Below are 23535 nucleotides of genomic sequence, written 5' to 3' on the forward strand. Positions count from 1 at the left end.
CCGGTCTCAGACGGTCTGGTGGAGCAGTACACCCACCGCGAGCAGAACGATCATCAGCGCCACCAGAATCGCTGGGCTGAGCTGGGCGAACATACCGCCCGCTTGCTGCTGGAGCCGTTCCCTGCTGGCCCGGCACACGGGGCAGCGGCCCTCGCTCACAGGGGCCGCGCAGTTGGCGCACACCAGTCGGTCGTACGTCATGCGACCTCCTTCTCCACAGCACCAACGCACCGGAAGGCACATTGGTTCCCTCCTCCACTGTGCCAGCTCCTCGCCGGAACGGCGCGCCCCGCGGGATTGTGCGCTTTTTGTCCCGTAGGTCCCGTGAATAAACGGACCAACCCCCCACGGGACTGCACCGCCCTGCGAGGTTCGCGTATGGTCACGCACACCGACGGGAGCCGCAACTCGGCAACCCGTACCCCTATCCAGGTCGACCGTGGTGCATCAGTGATCCGATTCGACAACGTCTCCAAGACCTACCCGAAGCAGAACCGTCCTGCACTCAGGGATGTCTCCCTCGAGATCGAGCGCGGCGAGTTCGTCTTCCTGGTGGGCTCCTCGGGCTCCGGCAAGTCCACCTTCCTGCGGCTGCTGCTGCGGGAGGAGCGGGCCAGCCATGGCCACGTGCACGTTCTGGGCAAGGACCTCGGCAAGCTCTCCAACTGGAAGGTCCCGCAGATGCGGCGCCAGGTGGGGACGGTCTTCCAGGACTTCCGGCTGCTCCCCAACAAGACCGTGGGGGAGAACGTCGCCTTCGCCCTGGAGGTCATCGGCAAGCCGCGCGGCCAGATCCGCAAGACGGTTCCCGAGGTCCTCGAACTCGTCGGCCTCGGCGGCAAAGAGGACCGTATGCCGGGTGAGCTCTCCGGTGGTGAGCAGCAGCGCGTCGCCATCGCGCGGGCGTTCGTCAACCGCCCGATGCTGCTCATCGCGGACGAGCCCACCGGCAACCTCGACCCGCAGACCTCGGTCGGCATCATGAAGCTGCTGGACCGGATCAACCGGACCGGTACGACGGTGGTCATGGCCACCCACGACCAGCAGATCGTCGACCAGATGCGCAAGCGGGTCATGGAACTCGAGAAGGGCCGGCTCGTACGCGACCAGTCGCGCGGCGTGTACGGCTACCAGCACTAAGCGTGTACGGCCCCCAGTACTGAAAGGACGCCATGCGCGCCCAGTTCGTCCTGTCGGAGATCGGCGTCGGTCTCCGCCGAAACCTCACGATGACGTTCGCCGTCATCGTCTCCGTAGCCCTCTCGCTCGGTCTGTTCGGCGCCTCGCTGCTGATGCGCGACCAGGTCAGCACCATGAAGGGCTACTGGTACGACAAGGTCAACGTCTCCATCTTCTTCTGCAACAAGAACGACGCCGACACCGGCGCCAACTGCGCCAAGGGTGCCGCCACCCAGCAGCAGAAGAACGACATCAAGGCCGAGCTCGACCGGCTGCCGATCGTGCAGAAGCCGGTGGTGTACGAGTCCAGCGACCAGGCGTACAAGCACTACAAGGAGCAGTTCGGCGACACCCCGGTGGCCGGGCTGGTCACGCCCGACCAGCTCCCGGAGTCCTTCCGCGTCAAGCTCAAGGACCCGACGAAGTACACCGTGATCAAGTCGGCGTTCTCCGAGCGGCCCGGCGTCATGGAGGTACAGGACCAACGGGACACCGTTGAGCCGCTGTTCAACCTCCTCAACGGCATGAACATCGCCGCGATAGTCGTGATGGCGCTGATGCTCGTCGTTGCGCTGATGCTGATCGTCAACACCGTGCGGGTGTCGGCGTTCAGCAGGCGCCGGGAGACCGGGATCATGCGGCTGGTGGGAGCGTCCAGCTTCTACATCCAGATGCCGTTCATCCTGGAGGCCGCCATCGCGGGGCTGCTGGGCGCGGCCTTCGCCTGTGTGCTGCTGGTCGGCGGCAAGTACGCCCTCATCAACAACTGGCTGGCGAAGAAGATCCAGGTGGTCAACTTCATCGGCTGGGACTCGGTGGCGGCGGTCCTTCCGCTGGTCCTCCTGATCGGGCTGCTGATGCCCGCGCTCGCCGCGTTCTTCGCGTTGCGCAAGTACCTCAAGGTGTGAGCTTTGCCAAGGGGCGCCGTACGGTCAACTTGCCGTACGGCGCCCTTTTGTCCCCTAGACTCACCGGCATGTCGGGCCCGTGTTCGTACGACCGGCCCCGCCGCATTCGCCGCGGGGCGGCCCTGACGTTGTTCCTCACCAGCGTGCTCGCCGCGGGCGTGGTGACCGGCACCTGGAGCGGCGAGGCGGAGGGCGCCGTGGGGCGCGCCGCCCCGGACCGTACGTCCGCCGGAGCGAAGGCCCGGCAGTCCGCCCTCGCGGACCGCGCCGCCGTCGAGCGGGCCGCCTCCGAAGCCGTCGAGGACGGCAAGTCCGGTGCGCAGGCGGCCGCCGAGGTCGTCAGCCGCAGCGGCGACCGCTGGTCGACGATCTACACGCCGGGCCAGTACGAGGACTTCCAGGAGCAGTTGGGCGGCGGCTACGTCGGCGTCGGGCTCTGGGTGCGGCAGGCGGCCGGCGGCCGGACCGAGGTGTCCCGGGTCCAGCCCGGCGGCCCCGCCGCGCGGGCCGGTGTCGCGGTGGGCGACCGGCTGCGCGCCGTCGACGGCCACCGCACCCGGCACGTCCCGGTCACCGAGGTCGTCGCCCGGCTGCGCGGTGCCGCCGCCGACGGCTCCCGTGGCGCGGCAGCGGCCGGCAGCCCGGTGACCCTGGACCTGCAGCGCGGCGACCGCCGCTGGACCGAGACCCTGCACCGCACCCGGCTCAGCTCCCGCAATGTCGTCGTCGACCGGCCGTCCGGTGCCCACGGCCCGGCCCGCGTCAGGATCTCCGCGTTCACCAAGGGCACCGGCGACGCGGTCCGCCGCGCGGTGCGCCGGGCCTCCCCGCACCACGGCATGCTGCTGGACCTGCGGGGAAACACCGGCGGCCTGGTCACCGAGGCCGTCGCCACCGCCTCCGCCTTCCTGGACGGCGGCCTGGTCGCGACATACGACGTGCGCGGCAGCCAGCGCGCCCTGTACGCCGAGCGCGACGGGAACACCCGTGTCCCGCTGGTCGTCCTCGTCGACGGGGGCACGATGAGCGCCGCCGAGCTGCTGGCCGGCGCCCTCCAGGACCGCGGCCGGGCGGTCGTGGTGGGTTCCCCGACGTTCGGCAAGGGCGCGGTGCAGATGCCCAGCGAGCTGCCGGACGGCTCGGTCGCCGAGCTGACCGTCGGCCACTACCGCACCCCCTCCGGCCGGACCGTCGACGACTCCGGCCTCACCCCCGACCTGGTCGTGGAGCGCGGGGCGGAGAAGCGGGCCCGCACGGTATTGAGTGGCCTCGGGGGCGGGTCTTAGTGCGAAAATGGCCGCACTATGGCTAAGGACAAGGGCAAGGACAAGGATTCCGGGCGCAAGCTCGTGGCGCAGCACAAGAAGGCGCGGCACGACTACCACATTCTGGACACCTACGAGTGTGGTCTGGTGCTGTCCGGCACCGAGGTGAAGTCGCTGCGGCAGGGCCGGGCGTCGCTGGTGGACGGTTTCGTCCAGATCGACAACAACGAGGCCTGGCTGCACAACGTACATATTCCGGAGTACGCCCAGGGCACCTGGACGAACCACAGTGCGCGGCGCAAGCGGAAGCTGCTGATGCACCGGGCCGAGATCGACAAGCTGGAGTCCAAGAGCCAGGAGTCGGGCCACACCATCGTGCCGCTGGCCCTCTATTTCAAGGACGGCCGGGCCAAGGTGGAGATCGCGCTGGCCAAGGGCAAGAAGGAGTACGACAAGCGGCAGACGCTCCGCGAGCAGCAGGACCGCCGTGAGACGGACCGGGCGATCTCGGCGGCCCGGCGGCGGCAGCGGGCCTGATCTGCCCCGACGGGGCCCGGCCCGGCCGGGTCTCCCGGGAATACGCTGGCAACGGCGGGCGTTGTTCCCGTACGATGGCTGCGCACCCCACGAGGGGCGCAGGCACCACCTTGATAAATCAACATGGGGATGATCGGTTTCGACAGCGGATGTCGAAGCAGGGGAAGCGAGTCGAGGAAGCGGCAATGATCTCGTTAACCATATGTCGCAACCAATAATCGCCAATACCAAGCGCGATTCCTTCGCCCTCGCTGCCTAAGTAGCGACTTGCGAAGTGTCAGCCCGGGGCTGTTCCCGACCCGGAACCTGGCATCAGCTAGGGGACTAAACTTCTAGACCCGGTCACGGGGTGTAGAAGGAAATCAAACAGTGGCTGAGCCCGTCGGAGACTTGTTCGCGTGATCTCCGGGGCCGAGAAAATCGCAGCGAACTGCACTCGGAGAAGCCCTGATTCCGCACCGTTGGACGCGGGTTCGATTCCCGCCATCTCCACTCATCCCATGTGAGACCCAGGCCCCGCCTGTCCGAGAGGACGGCGGGGCCTGAGTCGTTTCACGCGCCGGGGGCACGCCGGGGCCGCCGGTGGTGGGCGAGCAGGGTGACGGCCAGGGCGAGGGCGGCCGCCGTCACGGGCACCCCGTAGGCCGCGCCCCCCGCGGCCGCCAGGTGGTCGACCGCCCAGCCGCCGCCCGCCGATCCGGCCGCGATGCCGCCGAGCAGCGCGGTCACGGCGAGTGTCATGCCCTCGTTCAGCTGACCGGGCGGTGTCCGTGACTGGACGAGGCCCATGCCGGTGACCATGGTCGGCGCGGTCGCCATGCCGGCCAGGAGGAGTGCGCCGGCCAGGGCCGCCGGGCCGCCCGTCGCGGCGGCCAGCGGCGGGAGCAGCATCAGCGCAGCCATCACCGCGGTGCAGGCCAGGAAGCGGCGGCCGGGGCCGTCCGCGGGTCGCAGCAGGCCGTGGAGCAGCCCGGCCGCGCCGGACCCGGCCGCCTGGAGGGCCAGGAGGGCGCCCCCGGCGGAGCGGAGGCCGTGGGCGTCGGCGTAGGCGAGGGTGACCACCTCCAGGGAGCCGAAGACCGCGCCGGTGCAGAGGAAGGTGAGCAGCAGCGGCGGGATGCCGGGGCGGCGCAGCGGGGAGCGGGTGGGGATGTGGGGCGTGGCGCGGGCGGCGACGGGGGGCTCGGTGCGGCGCTGGGCCGCGAAGAGCAGCACCCCGGACAGCAGCAGCGCCGCGCCCACCGCCGTGCCCGCCTCCGGGAAGAGGCCGGTGCACAGCAGCGTGGCGAGCACCGGTCCGAGCAGGAAGCACAGTTCGTCCGCGGCCTGTTCGAAGGAGTGGGCGGTGTGCCGGGCGGCCGGGTCGTCGCGGAAGAGGTGTGCCCAGCGGGCGCGGGACATCCCGCCGGTGTTGGGGGTGGTCGCGGTGGCGGCGTACGCGGCGAAGAGGGTCCAGTCGGGTGCGCCGTAGTGGACGCAGAGCAGCAGCGCGAGCGAACCGAGGGCGGCGAGCGCGGTGGCCGGGACCGCGATGCGGGCCTGGCCGTGGCGGTCGACGAGCCGGGCGGTCCACGGCCCGGCCAGCGCCGTCGCCGCCAGCCCGGTCGCGGTGACCGCCCCGGCCAGCGCGTAGGAGCCGCGCGACCCGGCGATCATCAGGACCGCGCTGACACCGAACATCCCCATCGGCAGCCGGGCCAGGAGGTTGGCGGCCGTGAAGGCGCGGGTGCCGGGGACGGCGAAGATCCGCCGGTAGGGCGCGAACGGGCGGCGGGGCGCGCGGCGGCGCGGGGCCGGGCGTACGGGCGGGGCCGTGACCGGCCGGGCGGCGAGGAAGAGGATCATGCCCTCTACGGTCGCCGGGGCTCCCCGCGCCCGTCCAACACCTGGTCAGCGCCTATTCACGCGGCTGTGTTGTCAATGGGGTGGGGGTGGCCGGCCGCACCGGTGCTGCCAGGATGGGCCGGTGCCGTACGACATCGATCCGCGACTGCTGCGCGCGTTCACCGCCGTCGCCGAGGAGCTGCACTTCACCCGGGCCGCCGCCCGGCTGTACGTCGCCCAGCAGGCGCTGAGCCGCGACATCCGGCGGCTGGAGCGGGAGTTGGGCGCCCCGCTGTTCGTCCGGAGCACCCGCCGGGTCGCGCTGACGGCCGACGGGGAGCGGCTGCTGCCGTACGCGCGGCGGGTGCTGACCGCGCAGGACGAGCTGGCCGCCGCGTTCCGGCCGGTGCCGGAGCGGCCGCTGCTGGTCGATGTGAGCGTCCCGATCGGCACCGCCCACGGGGTGCTGGAGGCGGCCAGGGACCGGGTGCCGGACAGCTGTGAGCTGGTCGCCCGCTTCCACAGCGGTCTGACGGGCGCGGCGGCCGAGATGGCGGCCGGCCGGCTCGACGTCTCCTTCGGCCGGATCGCGGCGCTGCCCGCCGGGGTACGTGCCGGGCTCGACCACCAGCCGGTCCGGCTGGAGCCGATGGCGGTCCTGCTGCGCGACGGTCATCCGCTGGCCGCCCGGCCCGCCGTCCCGCTCGCGGCGCTGGCCGGCGAGACGCTCTACGCCGCGGCCGGGAACCCGCAGACCGTGGAGTGGACGGACCTGGCGGAGCGGCTCTTCGCGGGGCGCGGGATCGCGACCGCCGCGCCGTTCCCGGAGATCGAGGGCTCGCAGGAGTTCGTCCGGGTGGTGCGCAAGCGGGGCTGGTCGGTGCTGGCGAGCGTGGAGTTCATGGAGGTGCCGGGGATGGTGCTGCGGCCGCTCGTGGACCCCGTACCGTTGTCGCCGGTGTCCCTGGTGTGGCGGCGCGGACTGCGGCATCCGGGGCTGGACGCCTTGCGGGCGGCCGCACGGGACCTGAGCGCACGACACGCCTGGCTGGCGCCGCCCGCGGACGCGTGGTGGCTCCCGGAGGCGGACGCGCGAGTGATGGGCGTCCACGGGTGACGACCCGCCGCCACGCGGACCGTCGCAGAAATTGATCATCCACAGGCAACCGGAAGCCCGTGAAAACTTTCCTTAACGGCAGGGAATCGTCTGTGCAACGAACAGGGGGATCGGCCGTGCGACGGCGTTCACTTCTCGTGGCGGCGGCTGCCGCGCTGACCATGACCGTCACCGCGGGCCTGGCCCTGACCGGCTGTGGCTCCCCGCGGATGGCGGCACTGCACGCCAACTGCACGACCAAGGGCCTGCGCTGGAAGGTCACCGTCCTCAAGAAGCAGCCGCGCGCCGAGCACCGCGAGGCCCGGCTGTCCGTCGTCAACAAGGGCACCGACCCCTGTGTGTTCCGCGGCTTCCCCGGCTTCGCGGTCCACCTCGGCAAGGGGCCGCAGTCCGACGCCCGCGGGCACGGCCGGCCCCTGCCGATAGACCTGCGGCGCGGCGGCACGGTCACCGCCGCGCTCCGCTACCGGGACTGCCCCCGCGGCGCGTCGCTGAACGAACCCGTGGTGGTCACGAATGACACCGCCGTGGTGTCCGCACCGCACGACTACCGCAGCCGCCGCGCCGTCGCGACCCGGGACGAGACGGGCAAGCGGCTGCGGATGAACATCTGCGCCGACACCATCTGGATGGGCGCGCCCCGGGAAGCGGCCGAGTAGGGCTGTTTACGGGGCTGTTGGGGCGGCGGTGGTGGTACGTGCCGCGAACGAGGTGAACGCGGCCCAGGCCCCCGGCGCGAAGTCGAGGTGCGGGCCGTGCGGGTCCTTGGAGTCGCGGACGTGGATGGTGGCGGGGTGGGCGGCTACCTCGATGCAGGCGCCGCCCTCGTCGCTGCTGTGGCTGGACTTGAACCACATCAGGTCGGTCATTGCTCTCCTAGCAGCCGGTCCAGCAGACCCATGGTCTCTTCGGCGTCGAGGGCCTGCATTCGCAGCATTCCATACTTCTGAGTGAGGCTGCTGACCTCCTCCGGGTCCGAAGTCAGCTCACTGCTGCGCTGCGCCTCGGTATAGGCGAAGTGCTGATGATCTGCGGTTTCCAGCACCACGAACGGACCGGCGAGACCGGCATGATGTTCGCGGCTCAGCGGCAGGATCTGCATCGAGACCCCGTCGAGGTCCGCGCAGCTCCGCAGGTGGGCAATCTGGGCCCGCATGACCTCCCGGCCCCCGAGATTGCTCGCCACGATTGACTCCGAGAACACGAAGCCGGCGATGCCCGCTCCAAGAGGAGGAGACGGTCGAACGACGCGTCGCGGGGCGGCTGGAGCGGTCGCGCCGCGTCACTATGCTCGCGCGCCATGCGGACCCGTACTCCTGGTGAGCCTCACCCGTCCCCGCCGCACCCGGTGAGCGCAAGGTTTCGTACGCGTCACCGGGCGGCACGGTACGGAAACCCGCCCTCCCTAGCGTCGGTGTGCAGGACCCGACCCCTGGGAGGCGCGATGACGGCCGCGGCAGCCGAGACCCGTAGTGAGAGCCCCGACGAGACCCCGGCCGGCAGCCGTGGCACGGCCCGGCCGAGGAGGGGCGGGCGGTGGATCGAGCGGTGGGACCCGGAGGACGAGGGCTTCTGGCGGGAGACGGGGGAGCGGATCGCGCGGCGGAACCTGGTGTTCTCCGTGCTGTCCGAGCACATCGGGTTCTCCGTGTGGAGCCTGTGGTCGGTGATGGTGCTGTTCATGGGGCCCGAGTACGGGATCGCGCCGGCCGAGAAGTTCTTCCTGGTGGCGGTGCCGACGCTGGTGGGCGGGGTGCTGCGGGTGCCGTACACCTTCGCGGTGGCGCGGTTCGGCGGGCGCAACTGGACGGTGATCAGCGCGGTGACGCTGCTCGTGCCGACCGCGGTGGCGGCGGTGGTGATGGAGCCGGGGACCTCGTACACCACGTTCTTGCTGGTCGCGGCGCTGGCGGGGGTCGGCGGCGGGAACTTCGCCTCGTCGATGACCAACATCAACTCCTTCTATCCGCTGCGGAAGAAGGGCTGGGCGCTGGGGATGAACGCCGGGGGCGGCAACATCGGGGTGCCGGTGATCCAGCTGCTGGGGCTGCTGGTGATCGGGACCGCGGGGGCCGCGCATCCGCGGATCGTGCTGGCCGTCTATGTGCCGCTGATCGTGGTCGCGGCGGTGTGCGCGGCGCTGTTCATGGACAACCTCGCGCCGGTGACGAACGACACCGGGGCCGCCCTCGCCGCCGCCAGGGAGCCGCACACCTGGGTGATGTCGCTGCTCTACCTCGGCACCTTCGGGTCGTTCATCGGCTACAGCTTCGCCTTCGGCCTGGTGCTGCAGAACCAGTTCGCGCGCACCCCGCTCCAGGCGGCGTCGCTGACCTTCGTCGGGCCGCTGCTGGGGTCGCTGATCCGGCCGGTCGGCGGGCGGCTGGCGGACCGGTTCGGCGGTGCCCGGATCACCCTGGGCAACTTCGCGGCGATGGGGCTGGCCACCGGTGTCGTCGTCCACGCGTCGGTGGTGCGGTCGCTGCCGGTGTTCCTCGTCGGGTTCATCGCGCTGTTCGTGTTGTCGGGGCTCGGCAACGGCTCCACGTACAAGATGATCCCGGGCATCTTCCAGGCCCAGGCGCTGCGGCGCGGGCTGGCGGGGGAGGAGGCCGCGGCCTACGGGCGGCGGCTGTCGGGTGCGGCGATGGGGCTGATCGGGGCGGTGGGCGCGCTCGGCGGGCTGGTCATCAACCTCGCGTTCCGGCAGTCGTTCCTGACGGCGGGGTCGGGCACCCCGGCCTTTGTGTCGTTCCTCGGGTGCTACGTGGTGTGCGGGGCGGTGACCTGGGCCGTATACCTCCGGCCCGCGGCCCGCGCGCGGCGGACGGCGCGGGCGGGGGAGGCGGCACCGGCGGAGGAGGGGCGGCGGCCCGTGTACGCGGAGGTGTGAGCCGCCCTCATGCCCGTCGGGGCACGCCCGGTCAGGGTGCGCCCGGCCGGGCGCACGGGGGTGGGCGTGCGGAGCGGCGTAACGACGGGGAAATATGGGAGGACCGGAGCTGTCACGTGTCGTTGGCACGCTGGCCTCTTGGCACGGAGTGCCGCCCGAGCCGCGGCGGCGCTCCAGCGCAGGGCACCACACCACTCTGGGCGGAGCGGGACGACCATGTACGAGCAGCAGCAGGAGCACGGCGAGCGGGAGCGGACGGCACCGGAAGCGGAGCCGGAGCCGGGGTCGGCGCCGGCCGTCCGGCCGCTGGACGGGTTCACCGTCGGGGTGACCGCGGCCCGGCGGGCGGAGGAGCTGGGCGCGCTGCTGGAACGCCGCGGCGCGCAGGTGCTGCACGCCCCCGCCCTGCGGATCGTGCCGCTGCCCGATGACACCGAACTGCTCGCGGTCACCCGGGACCTGATCGGCCACGCCCCGGACATCGTCGTGGCCACCACCGCCATCGGCTTCCGCGGCTGGGTCGAGGCGGCGGAGGGCTGGGGCCTGGGCGAGGCGCTGCTGGAGCGGCTGGCCGGGGTGGAGCTGCTGGCGCGCGGGCCGAAGGTCCGCGGCGCGATCCGGGCCGCCGGGCTGACCGAGAAGTGGTCACCGGCCTCCGAGTCGATGGCCGAGGTGCTGGACCGGCTGCTGGCCGAGGGCGTGGCCGGGCGGCGGGTGGCCCTCCAGCTGCACGGGGAGCCGCTGCCGGGGTTCGTGGAGGCGCTGCGGGCGGACGGCGCCGAGGTCGTCGGCGTCCCGGTCTACCGCTGGATGCCGCCGGAGGACATCGGGCCGGTCGACCGGCTGCTGGACGCGGTGACCGGGCGCGGGCTGGACGCGGTGACCTTCACCAGCGCGCCTGCCGCCGCCTCGCTGCTGCGCCGTGCCGGGGAGCGCGGTATCCGCGACGAGGTGCTGACGGCGCTGCGGCAGGAGGTGCTGCCGGTGTGCGTGGGGCCGGTGACGGCGGTGCCGCTGGAGGCCGAGGACGTGCCCACGCTCCAGCCGGAGCGCTTCCGGCTCGGGCCGCTGGTGCAGGTGCTGTGCCGTGAACTCCCGGGCCGGGCGCGGGCGTTGCCGGTGGCCGGGCGGCGGCTGGAGATCCGTGGGCACGCGGTCGTCCTGGACGGGGTGCTGCGGCCGGTGCCGCCGGCCGGGATGGCGCTGCTGCGCGCGCTGGCCCGCCGCCCCGGCTGGGTGGTCTCCCGCGCGGACCTGCTCCGCGCGCTGCCCGGCTCGGGCCGGGACGAGCACGCGGTGGAGACCGCGATGGCCCGGCTGCGGGTGGCGCTGGGCGCCCCCAAGCTGATCCAGACGGTCGTCAAGCGCGGCTACCGGCTGTCGTTGGACCCGCATGCGGAGACGGACAAGTACGGCGGGGAGTAGGGGAGTGGGGGAGTGGCGGAGTGCGGGCAGTGGCCGGGGCTCCGCGGCCCCCGGGCCGCTCGGGCCGCCGGGGCCTACTCCGGTTTGCTGACGCGGATCTTGGACTGGCCGTGCGGGAGCTTCTCCCAGTCGTCCATGAAGCGCGCCGCCAGCCCGTGCTTGCGGGCCAGCCGCAGCAGGGTCTCGGTCCGGTAGTAGAAGTCCTCGCGCAGCACCTGGTGTTCGGCGCCCTCGGTGCGGTCGAAGGTGAAGTCGAAGAAGCCGCCGGGGGCCAGAATCCGGCCGACATGGGCGAGGCACTCGTCGATGACGGCGAGCGGTGAGTGCGAGAAGACGCTGTGCGCGTGGACGACGTCGAAGTGCGCGGACGGCAGGAAGTCCAGCTTCAGGTCCTGGGTGAGGGTCAGGTGCGGCAGCTTGTCCTGGAGTTCGTAGGTGGCCAGGGTCCGCTTCGCGGAGATCAGGATGTCCGGTGAGATGTCGATGCCGTAGTAGTGGCCGGTGTCCAGGTAGGCGATGAAGCGCCAGCCGGCGCGCAGGTTGCCGCAGCCGATGTCCAGCATCCGGTGGCCGGGCTGGAGACCGTGCCCGGTCAGGTAGTCGAACTGCATCTCGCCCAGTGCCAGCCAGCGGTCGTGGCTGCGGCTGCCCACCGCGGCCTCGGGGTCGCGGGCCGCGTCGGAGGCCATCACCGCCCGGTAGTACGCGACATGGCCGGGGTGCTTGAGGCGCAGCCAGGCGTCGCGGGCGGCACGCCGGACGTACGGGGTGATCCGGTCCGGGTGGCGGAGCGCGTAGCCGACCTTGTGGGGGAGGCCGGCGCGGTTCGTGAGCAGTGACTTGCGCGACATGGAGACCTTCGTCCTGGAGGGGCTGAGGTACGGGGGCCTGGCCGGTGGACAGGGGCGTTCCCCCAGCATGCGGCGGACCGGCGCGGGAGGCCCGTGGAGCACTGTGGCGGGACTATACATTAGGTGTATACATGCAGAGTCTACTCAGGGTGTCCAGGTGGCCGGGGTGCGCGGAGTGGCCGCCTCCGGAGGGTTCCGGCCGGACCGCGGGCCGGGCACTCTGGGAGCACACACGTCCGGCCCCTAAGGAGTGACAGGAACATGGCGGCGCCTTGCGACCTGCGGTTCGACTGCGGGCGGATCTGCCTGGACCTGGCGGCCACCGCCGACGGCGCCGCCGAACGCCTCACCGGACCGGACCACTTGCGGTCCTGGCTGACCGGCGCGGGCCTGGTGCCGCCCGGCACCCCGCTGGACGCCGTCGACGGCCGCTGGCTCGGCCGCTTCCGCGGGCTGCGGGAACTCCTGCTCCGGGTGGTGCACGACGAGCTGCGCGGGCGGGCCGCCGAGGCCGATCTCACGCTGCTCAACTCCGCGGCCGCCGCCGGGCAGCCGCCCGCGCCCCGCGTCGTCCGCGCCGCCGACGGCACCCTGGCCCGCGCCCTGCCCGGCCCGCCCGAGTGCGCCGGACTGCTGGCCGCGGTGGCCCGGGACGCGATCGGGCTGCTCACCGACCCGGTCGTGCGCGACCAGCTGCGGCAGTGCGAGGGGGAGAGCTGCACCCTGGTCTACCTGGACACCTCGCGGGGCCGCCGCCGCCGTTGGTGCTCCAGCGAAGTGTGCGGCAACCGGGAGCGGGTGGCGCGGCACCGGCGGCGGACGACGGTGCGCCGGGAGCAGTCCCGGGGCGCCGCCGAAGGCCCCGTCGCCGCCGCGGAGAATTATTCCGCCGGACGCTGAACGCCCCGCCCGGCCCGTCCGTACTCCTCACCGCAAGTCCGATTCATGGCAGGGTCCCCGTCGATCTTGGGCGATCTGGGCTATCGACCCGGGAGTTGGAGTGCGTAAGGATGCCGTCGTGGCAGACAGGACGACACCTGAAGAGGAGCTCATGCGAGCCCTCTATGACGAACACGCGGGCCCGCTACTCGCCTTCGTCCTGCGGCTGGTGGCGGGCGACCGGCATCGCGCCGAGGACGTGGTGCAGGAGACGCTGGTGCGTGCCTGGCGCAACGCGGACCAGCTCCAGCGGGCGACCGGCTCGATCCGGCCCTGGCTGGTGACCGTCGCACGGCGGATCGTGATCGACGGACACCGCAGCCGCAAGGCCCGGCCCCAAGAGGTCGACGCGACCCCGCTGGAGACCATGCCCGCCGCCGATGTGATCGACCGGGCGCTGCGCCTGATGACGATCTCGGAGGCGCTGAGCGACCTGAGCCAGGCCCACCGAGAGGCCCTCGTCGAGACGTACTTCAAGGAACGTACGGTCAACGAGGCAGCGGAGGTGCTGCACGTGCCGGCCGGAACCGTGCGGTCCCGGGTGTTCTACGCGCTGCGCTCCCTGAAGCTCTCGCTCGAGGAACGAGGAGTGACGGAGTGATCCCGCCCACGCAGCCGGACCGGCACAGCGACGTCGGCGCCTATGTGCTGGGCGTCCTGGACGCCGCCGACGCGGACCGGTTCGAGGCGCATCTCGTCGGCTGCGACCGGTGCGCTGCCGAACTCGAGGAGCTGATGGCGATGACGCCGGCGCTCGCCGAGTTCAAGCAGTCCGCCCCCACCCCGCAGACGATCACGGCCGTGCCCGGCCCGCGGATGCTGGACGGGCTGCTCGGCGAGGTCCGTGCCACCCGCCGTGGCCGTACCCGGCGGCGGCTGTTCCTGGTGGCCGCGGCCGTCGTGCTGATCGTCGGCGGGCCGCTCGCCACCTTCGCCCTCAAGGGGGACGGGGACAAGGAGCCCGCGCCGCCGCTGGCGAACGCCGTCCGTGCCCAGTACGCCGCGGGCGAGAAGGTGACCTCCGTCGACCCCGACACCAAGGTCTCGGCGGGCGTGTCCATGTCCGCCAAGCCCTGGGGCACCCAGGTCGTCCTGGAACTCGCCAACGTCAAGGGGCCGCTGACCTGCGACCTGGTCGCCGTCGGCAAGGACGGCAAGAGGCAGACCGTCACCACCTGGGCGGTCCCCGAGGGCGGCTACGGCATCCCCGGCAGCCCCGCGAAGTGGAACCGCGAGCCCCTCTACGCGGCGGGCGGCGCGGCCCTCAACCGCGGCGACATCGACCACTTCGAGGTCAGCACGCTGGACGGCAAGCGGCTGGCCACGGTCAAGGCCTGAGTCCCCCGGGGCGCCCGGACCGGGCGCCCCGGACACGGACAGCCCGGGGCGCCCGGTCCGGGAACGCCACCGGAATCCCCCTCCGGGCTCACCCGGCGTAGCGACCTGAGTCAACATCCGACCAAACTCGCCCATCTTTGTCCCTTTCACCAGGTGCGCACCGTGCCCGGTTCGCGTACGGTTGACGGCTGCCCTACGCACAGCAGAAGGGGGCCTGGGTGGCCGCGCACAACGCCACGCACGCACCGGATCACGCTTCCGATTCCGTTCGCGACCGCGAGATCGCGGCCGAGCAGACGCATCTGGACCGTGTCTACCGGCGCCTCGAGGAGAAGATCCACGAGGCGGAGTTCCTGATGGACGACGCCGCCAAGCGCGGCCAGGTCGGCACGCCCGGCGCGCTCGCCGAGCGCGACGCCCAGGTCTTCCAGGCCGGCGTCCATCTCCACCGGCTGAACTCCGAGTACGAGGACTTCCTCTTCGGCCGGATCGACCTGCTCCTCGGCAAGGACGGCAAGAAGGGCCCGGACGGCGCCTACACCTCCGTCGAACCCGCCGACGGCACCCTGGAGAACAACCGCGCCACGATCGCCGAGACCCTGCACATCGGGCGCCTCGGAGTCCTCGACGCGGACTACTCCCCGCTGGTCATCGACTGGCGGGCACCGGCCGCCGCCCCCTTCTACCGGGCCACCCCGGTCGCCCCCGGCCGGGTCGTCCGCCGCCGGGTGATCCGCTCCAAGGGCCGCAAGGTCCTCGGCGTCGAGGACGACCTGATGCGCCCGGAGGTCACCGCGACGCTGGACGGCGAGGAGCTGCCGGCGATCGGTGACGGCGCGCTGATGGCCGCGCTGGGCCGGGCCCGCAGCCACACCATGCGGGACATCGTCTCCTCCATCCAGGCCGAGCAGGACAAGGTGATCCGGGCGCCCGCCGCCTCCGTCACCGAGGTCGAGGGCGGGCCCGGCACGGGCAAGACCGCGGTCGCCCTGCACCGCGCCGCCTACCTCCTCTACCAGGACCGCCGCCGCTACGCGGGCGGCATCCTGATCGTCTCCCCGACCCCGCTGCTGGTCGCGTACACCGAGGGCGTGCTGCCGTCGCTGGGCGAGGAGGGCCAGGTCGCCATCCGGGCGCTCGGCTCGCTCGTGGACGGCGCCGAGGCGACCGCCTACGACCCGCCGGCGGTGGCCCGCGTCAAGGGCTCGTCGCGGATGCAGAAGCTGCTGCGCAAGGCGGCCCGCGGCGCGCTGGACCTGGCGGCGCCCGGTACCGAGCACACCGGCCGGACCGCCACCACGGCGAACGGGACCGGGAACGGGAACGGCGACGGCGACGCCCAGCTGTCCCTGGACGGCCTCTTCGACGCCGCCGGGGACGGCACCGGCCGGGAGACCCCCGCCAACGGCGGCCGCCGCAGACGCACCCGGACCGCGCCCGCCGCCCGGCCCGCCCACCTGCGGGTCGTCGCGTTCGGCGGCCGGATCGAGCTGGACGCCGACGAGCTGCGCGCCATCCGGCAGTCCGCCCTCGGCGGCACCGCACCGGTCAACCTGCTGCGCCCCCGGGCCCGCCGGCTGATCCTGGACGCCCTGTGGACCAAGTCGGGCGTCGCCCGCCGCTACACCGACCCCGAACTCGCCGCCGAGGCGCGCCAGGGCTTCGACGAGGACATCACCACCGAGACCGACTTCCAGGAGTTCCTGGACGCCTGGTGGCCGGAGCTGACCCCGCGCGGGGTGCTGGCCGCCATGGCCGACGAGCGCCTGCTCGGCCGCTGGGCGCGCCGGCTCCTCAACACGCGCGAGGTACGCCAACTGGCCCGCTCGCTCCAGCGGCTGGACCCCGCCGGGCACGGGCCGCTGTCGGTGCACGACGTCGCCCTGCTGGACGAGCTGCAGACGGTCCTCGGCGCCCCGATGCGCCCGGCCCGCCCGCGCGAGGCCGATCCGCTGGACCATCTGACCGGCCTGGAGGAGCTGACCACCTACAGCGACCGCAACGGCGGCGGCCGCGGTCGCCGCGAACGGCTGGAGGAGGAGCGCACCGACTACGCCCATGTCATCGTCGACGAGGCCCAGGACCTGACGCCGATGCAGTGGCGGATGGTCGGCCGCCGCGGCCGGCACGCGACCTGGACCGTCGTCGGCGACCCCGCGCAGTCCTCCTGGTCCGACCCCGACGAGGCCGCCGACGCCCGCGACGAGGCGCTCGGCACCCGCCCGCGCCGCCGCTTCACGCTCACCGTGAACTACCGCAACCCCGCGGAGATCGCCGAACTGGCCGCCCGGGTACTGGCGCTGGCGATGCCCGGTATGCCGTCGCCGAGGGCGGTCCGCTCCACGGGCCTGGAGCCCCGCTTCGCGCTCGCGGACGGGGCCGGGGACGGCGGGAACCGGCCCGCCGGCGACGGCGCCCTGGAGCGGGCCACGGTCGCCGAGGCCGAACGGCTGCTGGGCGAGGTGGACGGCACGGTCGGCGTCGTGGTGGCGATGAACCGCCGTGCGCAGGCCCGCCGTTGGCTGGCCCCGCTCGGCGACCGGGTGGTGGCGCTGGGCTCCCTGGAGGCCAAGGGCCTGGAGTACGACGCGACGCTGGTGGTGTCACCCGCCGAGATCGCCGACGAGTCCCCGGCCGGACTGCGGGTGCTGTACGTGGCGCTGACCCGGGCCACCCAGCAGCTGACCGTGCTGTCCGCCACCCGGGACGAGCCGGACGCGGCCGGAGTGCCCGACCTGCTGCGGGACTGAGTGCCTGCCGGCACCCGTACGGCGGCCCGCGCCGGGCGGCCGCGCCGCCGTACGGGGGGTCTTGAAATCCGGCCCGCGGGACGGGATTCGCTTCCGGGGAGGGTTTGTTAGCCTGGGTGACGGCACCGGCTCGATCCAAGCCCCCGGGCCCAACCATCGTCGCTACGAGCGACCACTTGCCGCGAGGCGAGCATGGCGGGTCGGTGCCGCTAGAAGTGAGAGAGGTCCACGTCACCCCGGTGACGTGGACCTCTTTTCTGTGCGTGCCGCTTCTCGTATGGTGGAATTCACTTTCCGAAGTCGCCTCGGCGTCCGCGAACAAAAAGTTCGCAATTCCGGCTGGCTACCGCGTACTCCGCGGTAGGTGCGACGATCGGACGGCAATCCAGCGACACAGTGAAAGCAGAGGAAGTCGGCCATGGCAACGGCGCCCAGCGTCTCCTACTCGATGACGGTCCGGCTGGAGGTGCCCGCGAGCGGAACCGCGGTCTCCCAGCTCACCACGGCCGTCGAGTCCCACGGAGGCTCGGTGACCGGCCTCGACGTCACTGCGTCCGGACACGAGAAGCTCCGCATCGACGTCACCATCGCGGCGACCTCCACGGCCCACGCCGACGAGATCGTCCAGCAGCTGCGCACCATCGAGGGCGTCTCGCTGGGCAAGGTCTCCGACCGTACGTTCCTGATGCACCTCGGCGGCAAGATCGAGATGTCGTCGAAACACCCCATCCGCAACCGCGACGACCTGTCGATGATCTACACGCCCGGCGTCGCCCGCGTCTGCCAGGCCATCGCCGACAACCCCGAGGACGCCCGCCGCCTGACCATCAAGCGCAACAGCGTCGCGGTGGTCACCGACGGCTCCGCCGTCCTCGGCCTCGGCAACATCGGCCCCAAGGCCGCCCTGCCCGTCATGGAGGGCAAGGCGGCCCTCTTCAAGCGCTTCGCCGGCATCGACGCCTGGCCGCTGTGCCTGGACACCCAGGACACCGACGCCATCGTGGAGATCGTCAAGGCCATCGCCCCCGGCTTCGCCGGCATCAACCTGGAGGACATCTCCGCCCCCCGCTGCTTCGAGATCGAGGCGCGGCTGCGCGAGGCCCTGGACATCCCGGTCTTCCACGACGACCAGCACGGCACCGCCATCGTGGTGCTCGCCGCGCTCACCAACGCGCTGCGTGTCGTCGGCAAGAAGACCGAGGACGTCCGGGTCGTGATGTCCGGCGCCGGCGCGGCCGGTACCGCCATCCTCAAGCTGCTGATCGCGGCCGGTGTCCGGCACGCCGTCGTCGCCGACATCCACGGTGTGGTGCACGCCGGCCGTACCGACCTGGTCGACGCCGACCCGGACTCGCCGCTGCGCTGGATCGCCGACAACACCAACCCCGAGGGCGTCACCGGCACCCTCAAGGAGGCCGTGGTCGGCGCGGACGTCTTCATCGGCGTCTCGGCGCCCAACGTCCTGGACGGCGACGACGTCGCGCGGATGGCCGACGGCGCGATCGTGTTCGCCCTCGCCAACCCCGACCCGGAGGTCGACCCGGCCGTCGCCCGGCAGACCGCCGCCGTCGTGGCCACCGGCCGCTCCGACTTCCCGAACCAGATCAACAACGTCCTGGTCTTCCCCGGCGTCTTCCGCGGGCTCCTGGACGCCCACTCCCGTACGGTGAACACCGAGATGATGCTGGCCGCGGCCGGCGCCCTCGCGGACGTCGTCCTGGAGGACGAGGTCAACCCGAACTACATCATCCCCAGCGTCTTCAACGAGAAGGTCGCGGGCGCGGTGGCGGGTGCGGTCCGGGAGGCCGCGAAGAGCGGTGACCCGGCTGTGACGGCCACCACGGGGGTCTGAGCACGGCGCGTCGCTGGACACGCCGTCGTTGAGGCCCCCATAGGGTAGGCGGGCAGTAAGCGACCGCCGCCCTGTGGGGCCGGCCCGGAGCGGAAATGACACGGAGCGTCACCACGGGCAAGTCAGTGGCGCTTTTCGTGTGACCCTCCTGGGTGCCGGATTGGCTTTACCGCCGCAGGTGGGGGCAGGATGCGTAATCGGGCGCGAGGGTCTGGCACCAGACCCGGGTCCGGGGACTGTCCGAGGACCCTGGCAGCATCGGCTTCGATCTCACGCCTCATTGGCAAGAAGAACACGGGAGTACAAACATGAACCGCAGTGAGCTGGTGGCCGCTCTGGCCGATCGCGCCGAGGTGACCCGTAAGGACGCCGACGCCGTTCTGGCCGCCCTCGCCGAGGTGACCGGCGAGGTCGTCGCCAAGGGCGACGAGAAGGTCACCATCCCCGGCTTCCTCACCTTCGAGCGCACCCACCGTGCCGCTCGCACCGCGCGCAACCCGCAGACCGGCGACCCGATCCAGATCCCGGCCGGCTACAGCGTGAAGGTCTCCGCGGGCTCCAAGCTCAAGGAAGCCGCCAAGGGTAAGTAAGACCCTCAGCACGGCAGACAGGGCGGCCATCCCTCCCAGGGGTGGCCGCCTTTCGCGTGCTTTCTCGCGTGCCTCTCCCGGGCCCCGGGCCCGCGTCCGCCAGGCGGCCCGTGGCGCCCGGGGCGGCCGGCGGGGGTGGATTGGGAAGCCGGGCCGGTCCGCGGCCGCCTGAGGGGCCGTCACGGCCGTACGACGGGGCGGGCACGAGGCCCGGCCCGCTCCCGCATGCGGGAGACGGCAACGGCAGGCGGCTTTCCGGTCACCGGGGGCCGTCGTCCCGCCCGTCGCACAGGGCGTGGTCGGTCAGGTCGGTGACGCCCCGTATCTGACGCCGGGCGGTGTCCTGGTCCCCGGGGCGGCTGTGCGCGGAGACGGTGAGGGTGGTCCGCCCGTCCGGGGTCACGGCGGGCCAGAACAGATAGCCGAACCCGCTGCCGCCGTGTCCCCAGTACCCGCCGCCGCAGGACAGCGGCGTCCAGAAGAGGCCGAGCCCGGCGCGGGTGCCCGGGGGATCGCCGTGGTCGTCGGGGACGTCGACCGTCCGCTGCATCTGAGCGAGCTGGGCGGGGGCCAGCAGCTTCCCCCGCAGCAGCGCGCCGAAGAACCGTCCGGTGTCCGCCGCCGTACTGATCATCGAACCGTCGGCGTCCCCGTCGAAGGGGAGGTACGCGACCGTGGTGTCGGTCATCGGCCCGTCCGGCGCGAACTGCTGGTAGTTGCGGGCGTGCGGGCGCGGCAGGAACGGGTGGTTGCCGGGCGTGCGGGTGTGGGTCAGGCGCAGCGGACGCAGAATGCGGCTGTGGACCTCCTGCTCCCAGGAGTGGCCCGTGACCGCCCTGATCACCATGCCGGCGAGGACGTAGTTGGTGTTGGAGTACTCCCAGCGCGTACCGGGGCGGGAGGTCGGCGGGTGGCGCAGGGCCAGGGCGACGCGCTGCCCGGAGGTGTGGACGGTCCAGCGGTGGTGGCGGTATCCGGCGGCGCCCGCTTCCGGGGCGACGTCCTTGATGTAGTCGGGTAGTCCGCTGGTGTGCCGGAGCAGTTGGCCGAGGGTGATCCGGCGGCCGTCGTTCCCGTGGCCCCGGACCACGCCCGGCAGCCAGGTGTCCACCGTGTCGGTCAGCGACAGCCGCCCCTCACCGGCGAGCTGGAGCAGCACGGTCGCGACGAAGGTCTTGGTGGTGCTGCCGATCCGGAGGTACCCGTCAGCGGGCACCGGCCGTCCGGTGCCGAGAGCGCCGACCCCGCTGCGGACGGTGCGTAACCCCTCGGGTGTGTCCCGTCTGGCCGACACACCGGTGACGCCGGCGTCCCGCAGCGCGTCGGCGTCCCGTTGCATACGGGAGGCGGGGGTGGCGGCTGCCGCCGCGGTGCCCGCGGGGAGGAGCGTGGTGAGGAGGGCGACGGACAGGGCGGCCGCCGTCCGGCGGGCCCTTCGCAGGGGTGTGATCGACATGCGGCAACGGTAGGAGCGGGGCAGCCGCGGACACCATGCGGTCCGCCCCAGTTGTGTGGTGGGGTTCTCCACCGCACGGTGCCCGTACGCCCGTTGTCAGCACGCGGCCCCGGCAGCCGCGAGGGCCGCCGGGGCCGGAGCGTAAAGCCGGTCCGTCCGTGCTCAGTTGGGCAGTGCGCCGTTCGGCAGTTCGACGTCGGCGCCGAGCTCCACGAGTTTCTCCATGAAGTTCTCGTAGCCGCGGTTGATCAGGTCGATGCCGTGCACCCGGGAGGTGCCCTGGGCCGCCAGCGCCGCGATCAGGTACGAGAAGCCGCCGCGCAGGTCGGGGATGACCAGGTCGGAGCCCTGCAGCTTGGTCGGTCCGGAGACGACCGCGGAGTGCAGGAAGTTGCGCTGACCGAAGCGGCAGGCGGAGCCGCCCAGGCACTCCCGGTAGAGCTGGATGTGCGCGCCCATCTGGTTGAGCGCGGAGGTGAAGCCGAGCCGGGACTCGTAGACCGTCTCGTGCACGATCGACAGGCCCGACGCCTGGGTCAGCGCGACGACCAGCGGCTGCTGCCAGTCGGTCTGGAAGCCGGGGTGGACGTCGGTCTCCAGGGCGATGGCGTTGAGCAGGCCGCCCGGGTGCCAGAAGCGGATGCCCTCGTCCTCGATCTGGAAGGCGCCGCCGACCTTGCGGAAGGTGTTGAGGAAGGTCATCATCGACCGCTGCTGTGCGCCGCGGACGTAGATGTTGCCCTCGGTGGCCAGCGCCGCGGACGCCCAGGAGGCCGCCTCCAGGCGGTCCGGGAGGGCGCGGTGGGTGTAGCCGTCGAGCTTGTCGACACCGGTGATCCGGATCGTCCGGTCGGTGTCCATGGAGATGATCGCGCCCATCTTCTGCAGCACGCAGATGAGGTCCTCGATCTCCGGCTCCACGGCGGCGTTCGACAGCTCGGTGACGCCCTCGGCCAGCACGGCGGTCAGCAGCACCTGCTCGGTCGAGCCGACCGACGGGTACGGCAGCCGGATCTTGGTGCCGCGCAGTCGCTGCGGGGCCTCCAGATACTGCCCGTCGGCGCGCTTCTCGATCGTCGCGCCGAACTGGCGCAGCACGTCGAAGTGGAAGTCCACGGGCCGGCCGCCGATGTCGCAGCCGCCCAGGCCCGGGATGAAGGCGTGGCCGAGGCGGTGCAGCAGCGGGCCGCAGAACAGGATCGGAATCCGGGAGGAGCCCGCGTGCGCGTCGATGTCCGCGACGTTGGCGCTCTCCACGCGCGACGGGTCGAGGATCAGCTCACCCGGCTCGTCACCCGGGCGCACCGTGACACCGTGCAGCTGCAGCAGCCCGCGCACCACGCGTACGTCGCGGATGTCGGGCACGTTGCGCAGTCGGCTGGGGCCGCTCCCGAGGAGGGCGGCGACCATGGCCTTGGGCACAAGGTTCTTCGCGCCGCGAACCCGGATCTCGCCCTCGAGCGGGGTGCCGCCGTGGACAAGCAGTACGTCGTCAGTAGAGACGGTCATGGATCTCGCGTTCCTGGAGACGGGCAGGGGCCAAGCTGAAATGGTAAGGGCGGCGGAGGGTGTGCCCGTAGGCCCGTGCAGGCTTTGAACGTGTAATGGCTTTGTCACAACACGCTCCGCTACGGTCCGCCTTTGATTCGTAATCGCCCTTTGGGGCAATTGCCAGGGATTGTCGGCAATGGGCGGTCCGGCGCCGAGGTCGTGCGCCGGTGCTGCCGCCGTACGCCCTGCCCTGCTCTCGCACGGGTCCCGGCGTTGACTCCCCGCTCCGGGCAGAAGTGCGGGATCATGTGGCCATGACCGAGGTGTCCTCGCTCACAGGGCGGCTGCTCGTCGCGACACCCGCGCTCGCCGATCCGAACTTCGACCGCGCGGTGGTGCTGCTCCTCGACCACGACGAGGAGGGCTCCCTCGGCGTGGTCCTGAACCGTCCCACCCCGGTGGGCGTCGCGGACATCCTCGCCCCCTGGGCCGCGCTGACCGGCGAGCCGGGGGTGGTCTTCCAGGGCGGGCCGGTGTCGCTGGACTCGGCGCTCGGGGTGGCCGTCGTGCCGGGCGGGATGTCCGGCGAGGGCGGCATCCCGTCGGTGGACAGCGGCGCCCTCTCCCACGGCGACGGCGCGACGCCGGCCGGGGCGCCGGCCGCGGACCGGGCGGGCGTGCAGTCGGGTGACGAGCCGCTGGGCTGGCGCAGGGTGCACGGGGCGATCGGGCTGGTCGACCTGGAGGCCCCGCCGGAACTGCTCGCGGCGGTGCTCGGCAGCCTGCGGATCTTCGCCGGCTACGCGGGCTGGGGTCCGGGCCAGCTGGAGGACGAGCTGGTCGAGGGCGCCTGGTACGTGGTCGAGTCGGAGCCCGGCGACGTCTCCTCGCCCGATCCGGAGCAGCTGTGGCGCGCGGTGCTGCGGCGGCAGCGCAACGAACTGGCGATGGTAGCCACGTATCCGGACGATCCGTCGCTGAACTGACGGTTGCCGGGGCGCGCGGCCGCGGGGTGGCCGGAGGTGCCGTGCGGTCTGGCTGAGGCTGCCGGGCAGACTGGCTGGAACTGATTCCTCCGGCCCTGGGTGGCAGGTGCACACTCGGCCAAATTTTGTTGACG

Annotated in this window: 22 protein-coding genes and 1 other RNA gene; 16 read left to right on the forward strand and 7 right to left on the reverse strand. The window is 72.3% G+C overall.

What is annotated here, in order from left to right; genetic code table 11:
- Nucleotides 1-6: 6 nt before the first annotated feature.
- Nucleotides 7-201 (reverse strand): hypothetical protein, encoded by a 195-nt coding sequence (locus ACWC9R_RS24715; RefSeq protein ID WP_362608641.1) that lies wholly within the window; start codon nt 199-201, stop codon nt 7-9.
- 249 nt (nt 202-450) lie between these two features.
- Here ACWC9R_RS24715 and ftsE point away from each other — a divergent pair, with 249 nt between their 5' ends.
- The 5 genes from ftsE (at nt 451) to ssrA (ending at nt 4384) form a co-directional block, all read left to right on the forward strand.
- Entirely contained in the window at nt 451-1140 is a 690-nt protein-coding gene (ftsE, locus tag ACWC9R_RS24720) for a cell division ATP-binding protein FtsE (protein ID WP_018091242.1), read from the forward strand.
- A 32-nt stretch (nt 1141-1172) separates the two neighbouring features.
- The gene (gene ftsX, locus ACWC9R_RS24725; RefSeq protein WP_450734592.1) at nt 1173-2087 is read left to right on the forward strand and encodes a permease-like cell division protein FtsX; all 915 of its coding nucleotides are present in this window, start codon (nt 1173-1175) and stop codon (nt 2085-2087) included.
- 68 nt (nt 2088-2155) lie between these two features.
- Complete coding sequence (locus tag ACWC9R_RS24730; RefSeq protein ID WP_450734594.1) at nt 2156-3373, forward strand: S41 family peptidase; 1218 nt, start codon at nt 2156-2158, stop codon at nt 3371-3373.
- Between the two features lie 18 nt (nt 3374-3391).
- The gene (smpB, locus tag ACWC9R_RS24735; RefSeq protein WP_362608636.1) at nt 3392-3889 is read left to right on the forward strand and encodes an SsrA-binding protein SmpB; all 498 of its coding nucleotides are present in this window, start codon (nt 3392-3394) and stop codon (nt 3887-3889) included.
- 125 nt (nt 3890-4014) lie between these two features.
- Nucleotides 4015-4384: a transfer-messenger RNA gene (gene ssrA, locus ACWC9R_RS24740) on the forward strand.
- A gap of 57 nt (nt 4385-4441) precedes the next feature.
- Here ssrA and ACWC9R_RS24745 read toward each other — a convergent pair.
- Nucleotides 4442-5734, reverse strand: coding sequence for an MFS transporter (locus ACWC9R_RS24745; protein ID WP_450734597.1), 1293 nt, complete (start codon nt 5732-5734; stop codon nt 4442-4444).
- Between the two features lie 121 nt (nt 5735-5855).
- On the opposite strand from ACWC9R_RS24745, the gene ACWC9R_RS24750 reads away from it, so the two are divergent.
- Nucleotides 5856-6830, forward strand: a complete 975-nt coding sequence (locus ACWC9R_RS24750) for a LysR family transcriptional regulator (protein ID WP_450734599.1) — start codon at nt 5856-5858, stop codon at nt 6828-6830.
- Nucleotides 6831-6946: 116 nt separating this feature from the next.
- Complete coding sequence (locus ACWC9R_RS24755) at nt 6947-7489, forward strand: DUF4232 domain-containing protein (protein WP_450734600.1); 543 nt, start codon at nt 6947-6949, stop codon at nt 7487-7489.
- 6 nt (nt 7490-7495) lie between these two features.
- Here ACWC9R_RS24755 and ACWC9R_RS24760 read toward each other — a convergent pair whose 3' ends face one another.
- Together ACWC9R_RS24760 and ACWC9R_RS24765 are read right to left on the reverse strand one after the other, a co-directional pair.
- Entirely contained in the window at nt 7496-7699 is a 204-nt protein-coding gene (locus ACWC9R_RS24760) for a DUF397 domain-containing protein (protein ID WP_450734601.1), read from the reverse strand.
- Nucleotides 7696-8034, reverse strand: coding sequence for a Scr1 family TA system antitoxin-like transcriptional regulator (locus ACWC9R_RS24765; protein WP_450734603.1), 339 nt, complete (start codon nt 8032-8034; stop codon nt 7696-7698). The genes ACWC9R_RS24760 and ACWC9R_RS24765 overlap by 4 nt, the downstream gene beginning before the upstream one ends.
- 240 nt (nt 8035-8274) lie before the next feature.
- Here ACWC9R_RS24765 and ACWC9R_RS24770 point away from each other — a divergent pair, with 240 nt between their 5' ends.
- Both ACWC9R_RS24770 and ACWC9R_RS24775 read left to right on the forward strand, forming a co-directional pair.
- Nucleotides 8275-9723, forward strand: coding sequence for a nitrate/nitrite transporter (locus ACWC9R_RS24770; protein WP_450734605.1), 1449 nt, complete (start codon nt 8275-8277; stop codon nt 9721-9723).
- Nucleotides 9724-9939: 216 nt separating this feature from the next.
- On the forward strand, nt 9940-11148 hold the full coding sequence (locus tag ACWC9R_RS24775) for a uroporphyrinogen-III synthase (RefSeq protein WP_450734607.1): 1209 nt from the start codon (nt 9940-9942) through the stop codon (nt 11146-11148).
- 74 nt (nt 11149-11222) lie between these two features.
- Here the strand turns inward: ACWC9R_RS24775 and ACWC9R_RS24780 are convergent, their stop codons facing one another.
- Nucleotides 11223-11999 carry a class I SAM-dependent methyltransferase gene (locus ACWC9R_RS24780; protein WP_450734608.1) on the reverse strand — a complete coding sequence of 259 codons (777 nt, stop codon included), beginning with the start codon at nt 11997-11999 and terminating at the stop codon, nt 11223-11225.
- Between the two features lie 261 nt (nt 12000-12260).
- Between ACWC9R_RS24780 and ACWC9R_RS24785 the strand changes: the two genes are divergently transcribed.
- The 6 genes from ACWC9R_RS24785 to ACWC9R_RS24810 all read left to right on the forward strand — a co-directional run bounded on the left by ACWC9R_RS24785 (nt 12261) and on the right by ACWC9R_RS24810 (nt 19468).
- Nucleotides 12261-12899, forward strand: a complete 639-nt coding sequence (locus tag ACWC9R_RS24785; protein ID WP_450734610.1) for a CGNR zinc finger domain-containing protein — start codon at nt 12261-12263, stop codon at nt 12897-12899.
- A gap of 100 nt (nt 12900-12999) precedes the next feature.
- Nucleotides 13000-13539, forward strand: coding sequence for a sigma-70 family RNA polymerase sigma factor (locus ACWC9R_RS24790; RefSeq protein WP_450734611.1), 540 nt, complete (start codon nt 13000-13002; stop codon nt 13537-13539).
- Complete coding sequence (locus ACWC9R_RS24795; RefSeq protein WP_450734612.1) at nt 13536-14276, forward strand: anti-sigma factor family protein; 741 nt, start codon at nt 13536-13538, stop codon at nt 14274-14276. The genes ACWC9R_RS24790 and ACWC9R_RS24795 overlap by 4 nt, the downstream gene beginning before the upstream one ends.
- Before the next feature lie 218 nt (nt 14277-14494).
- A complete protein-coding gene (locus tag ACWC9R_RS24800; protein ID WP_450734614.1) occupies nt 14495-17026 on the forward strand; it encodes a HelD family protein in 2532 nt (843 codons plus the stop codon).
- Between the two features lie 418 nt (nt 17027-17444).
- Nucleotides 17445-18878: a malic enzyme-like NAD(P)-binding protein gene (locus tag ACWC9R_RS24805; RefSeq protein ID WP_450734616.1), complete on the forward strand. Its 1434-nt coding sequence runs from the start codon at nt 17445-17447 to the stop codon at nt 18876-18878.
- 308 nt (nt 18879-19186) lie between these two features.
- Entirely contained in the window at nt 19187-19468 is a 282-nt protein-coding gene (locus ACWC9R_RS24810; RefSeq protein WP_006605312.1) for an HU family DNA-binding protein, read from the forward strand.
- 259 nt (nt 19469-19727) lie between these two features.
- On the opposite strand, the gene ACWC9R_RS24815 is transcribed toward ACWC9R_RS24810, so the two are convergent.
- Together ACWC9R_RS24815 and murA are read right to left on the reverse strand one after the other, a co-directional pair.
- Nucleotides 19728-20924 carry a serine hydrolase domain-containing protein gene (locus tag ACWC9R_RS24815; protein WP_450734618.1) on the reverse strand — a complete coding sequence of 399 codons (1197 nt, stop codon included), beginning with the start codon at nt 20922-20924 and terminating at the stop codon, nt 19728-19730.
- A 162-nt stretch (nt 20925-21086) separates the two neighbouring features.
- Nucleotides 21087-22433 carry a UDP-N-acetylglucosamine 1-carboxyvinyltransferase gene (gene murA / locus ACWC9R_RS24820; RefSeq protein WP_362608610.1) on the reverse strand — a complete coding sequence of 449 codons (1347 nt, stop codon included), beginning with the start codon at nt 22431-22433 and terminating at the stop codon, nt 21087-21089.
- A 296-nt stretch (nt 22434-22729) separates the two neighbouring features.
- Here murA and ACWC9R_RS24825 point away from each other — a divergent pair, with 296 nt between their 5' ends.
- Entirely contained in the window at nt 22730-23401 is a 672-nt protein-coding gene (locus ACWC9R_RS24825) for a YqgE/AlgH family protein (protein ID WP_362608608.1), read from the forward strand.
- The last annotated feature ends 134 nt before the right edge of the window (nt 23402-23535 follow it).

It is taken from the genome of Streptomyces sp. NPDC001219 (genome assembly GCF_053597915.1).

Excerpts from the sequence above, each read along its gene's own strand:
- ACWC9R_RS24825 (WP_362608608.1), top strand. The coding sequence starts at position 22,730 with ATGACCGAGGTGTCCTCGCTCACAGGGCGGCTGCTCGTCGCGACACCC.
- ACWC9R_RS24745 (WP_450734597.1), bottom strand. The coding sequence starts at position 5,734 with ATGATCCTCTTCCTCGCCGCCCGGCCGGTCACGGCCCCGCCCGTACGC.
- murA (WP_362608610.1), bottom strand. The coding sequence starts at position 22,433 with ATGACCGTCTCTACTGACGACGTACTGCTTGTCCACGGCGGCACCCCG.
- ACWC9R_RS24805 (WP_450734616.1), top strand. The coding sequence starts at position 17,445 with ATGGCAACGGCGCCCAGCGTCTCCTACTCGATGACGGTCCGGCTGGAG.
- ACWC9R_RS24810 (WP_006605312.1), top strand. The coding sequence starts at position 19,187 with ATGAACCGCAGTGAGCTGGTGGCCGCTCTGGCCGATCGCGCCGAGGTG.
- ACWC9R_RS24785 (WP_450734610.1), top strand. The coding sequence starts at position 12,261 with ATGGCGGCGCCTTGCGACCTGCGGTTCGACTGCGGGCGGATCTGCCTG.
- ACWC9R_RS24780 (WP_450734608.1), bottom strand. The coding sequence starts at position 11,999 with ATGTCGCGCAAGTCACTGCTCACGAACCGCGCCGGCCTCCCCCACAAG.
- ACWC9R_RS24715 (WP_362608641.1), bottom strand. The coding sequence starts at position 201 with ATGACGTACGACCGACTGGTGTGCGCCAACTGCGCGGCCCCTGTGAGC.
- smpB (WP_362608636.1), top strand. The coding sequence starts at position 3,392 with ATGGCTAAGGACAAGGGCAAGGACAAGGATTCCGGGCGCAAGCTCGTG.
- ACWC9R_RS24770 (WP_450734605.1), top strand. The coding sequence starts at position 8,275 with ATGACGGCCGCGGCAGCCGAGACCCGTAGTGAGAGCCCCGACGAGACC.
- ftsX (WP_450734592.1), top strand. The coding sequence starts at position 1,173 with ATGCGCGCCCAGTTCGTCCTGTCGGAGATCGGCGTCGGTCTCCGCCGA.
- ACWC9R_RS24815 (WP_450734618.1), bottom strand. The coding sequence starts at position 20,924 with ATGTCGATCACACCCCTGCGAAGGGCCCGCCGGACGGCGGCCGCCCTG.
- ACWC9R_RS24760 (WP_450734601.1), bottom strand. The coding sequence starts at position 7,699 with ATGACCGACCTGATGTGGTTCAAGTCCAGCCACAGCAGCGACGAGGGC.
- ACWC9R_RS24730 (WP_450734594.1), top strand. The coding sequence starts at position 2,156 with ATGTCGGGCCCGTGTTCGTACGACCGGCCCCGCCGCATTCGCCGCGGG.
- ACWC9R_RS24775 (WP_450734607.1), top strand. The coding sequence starts at position 9,940 with ATGTACGAGCAGCAGCAGGAGCACGGCGAGCGGGAGCGGACGGCACCG.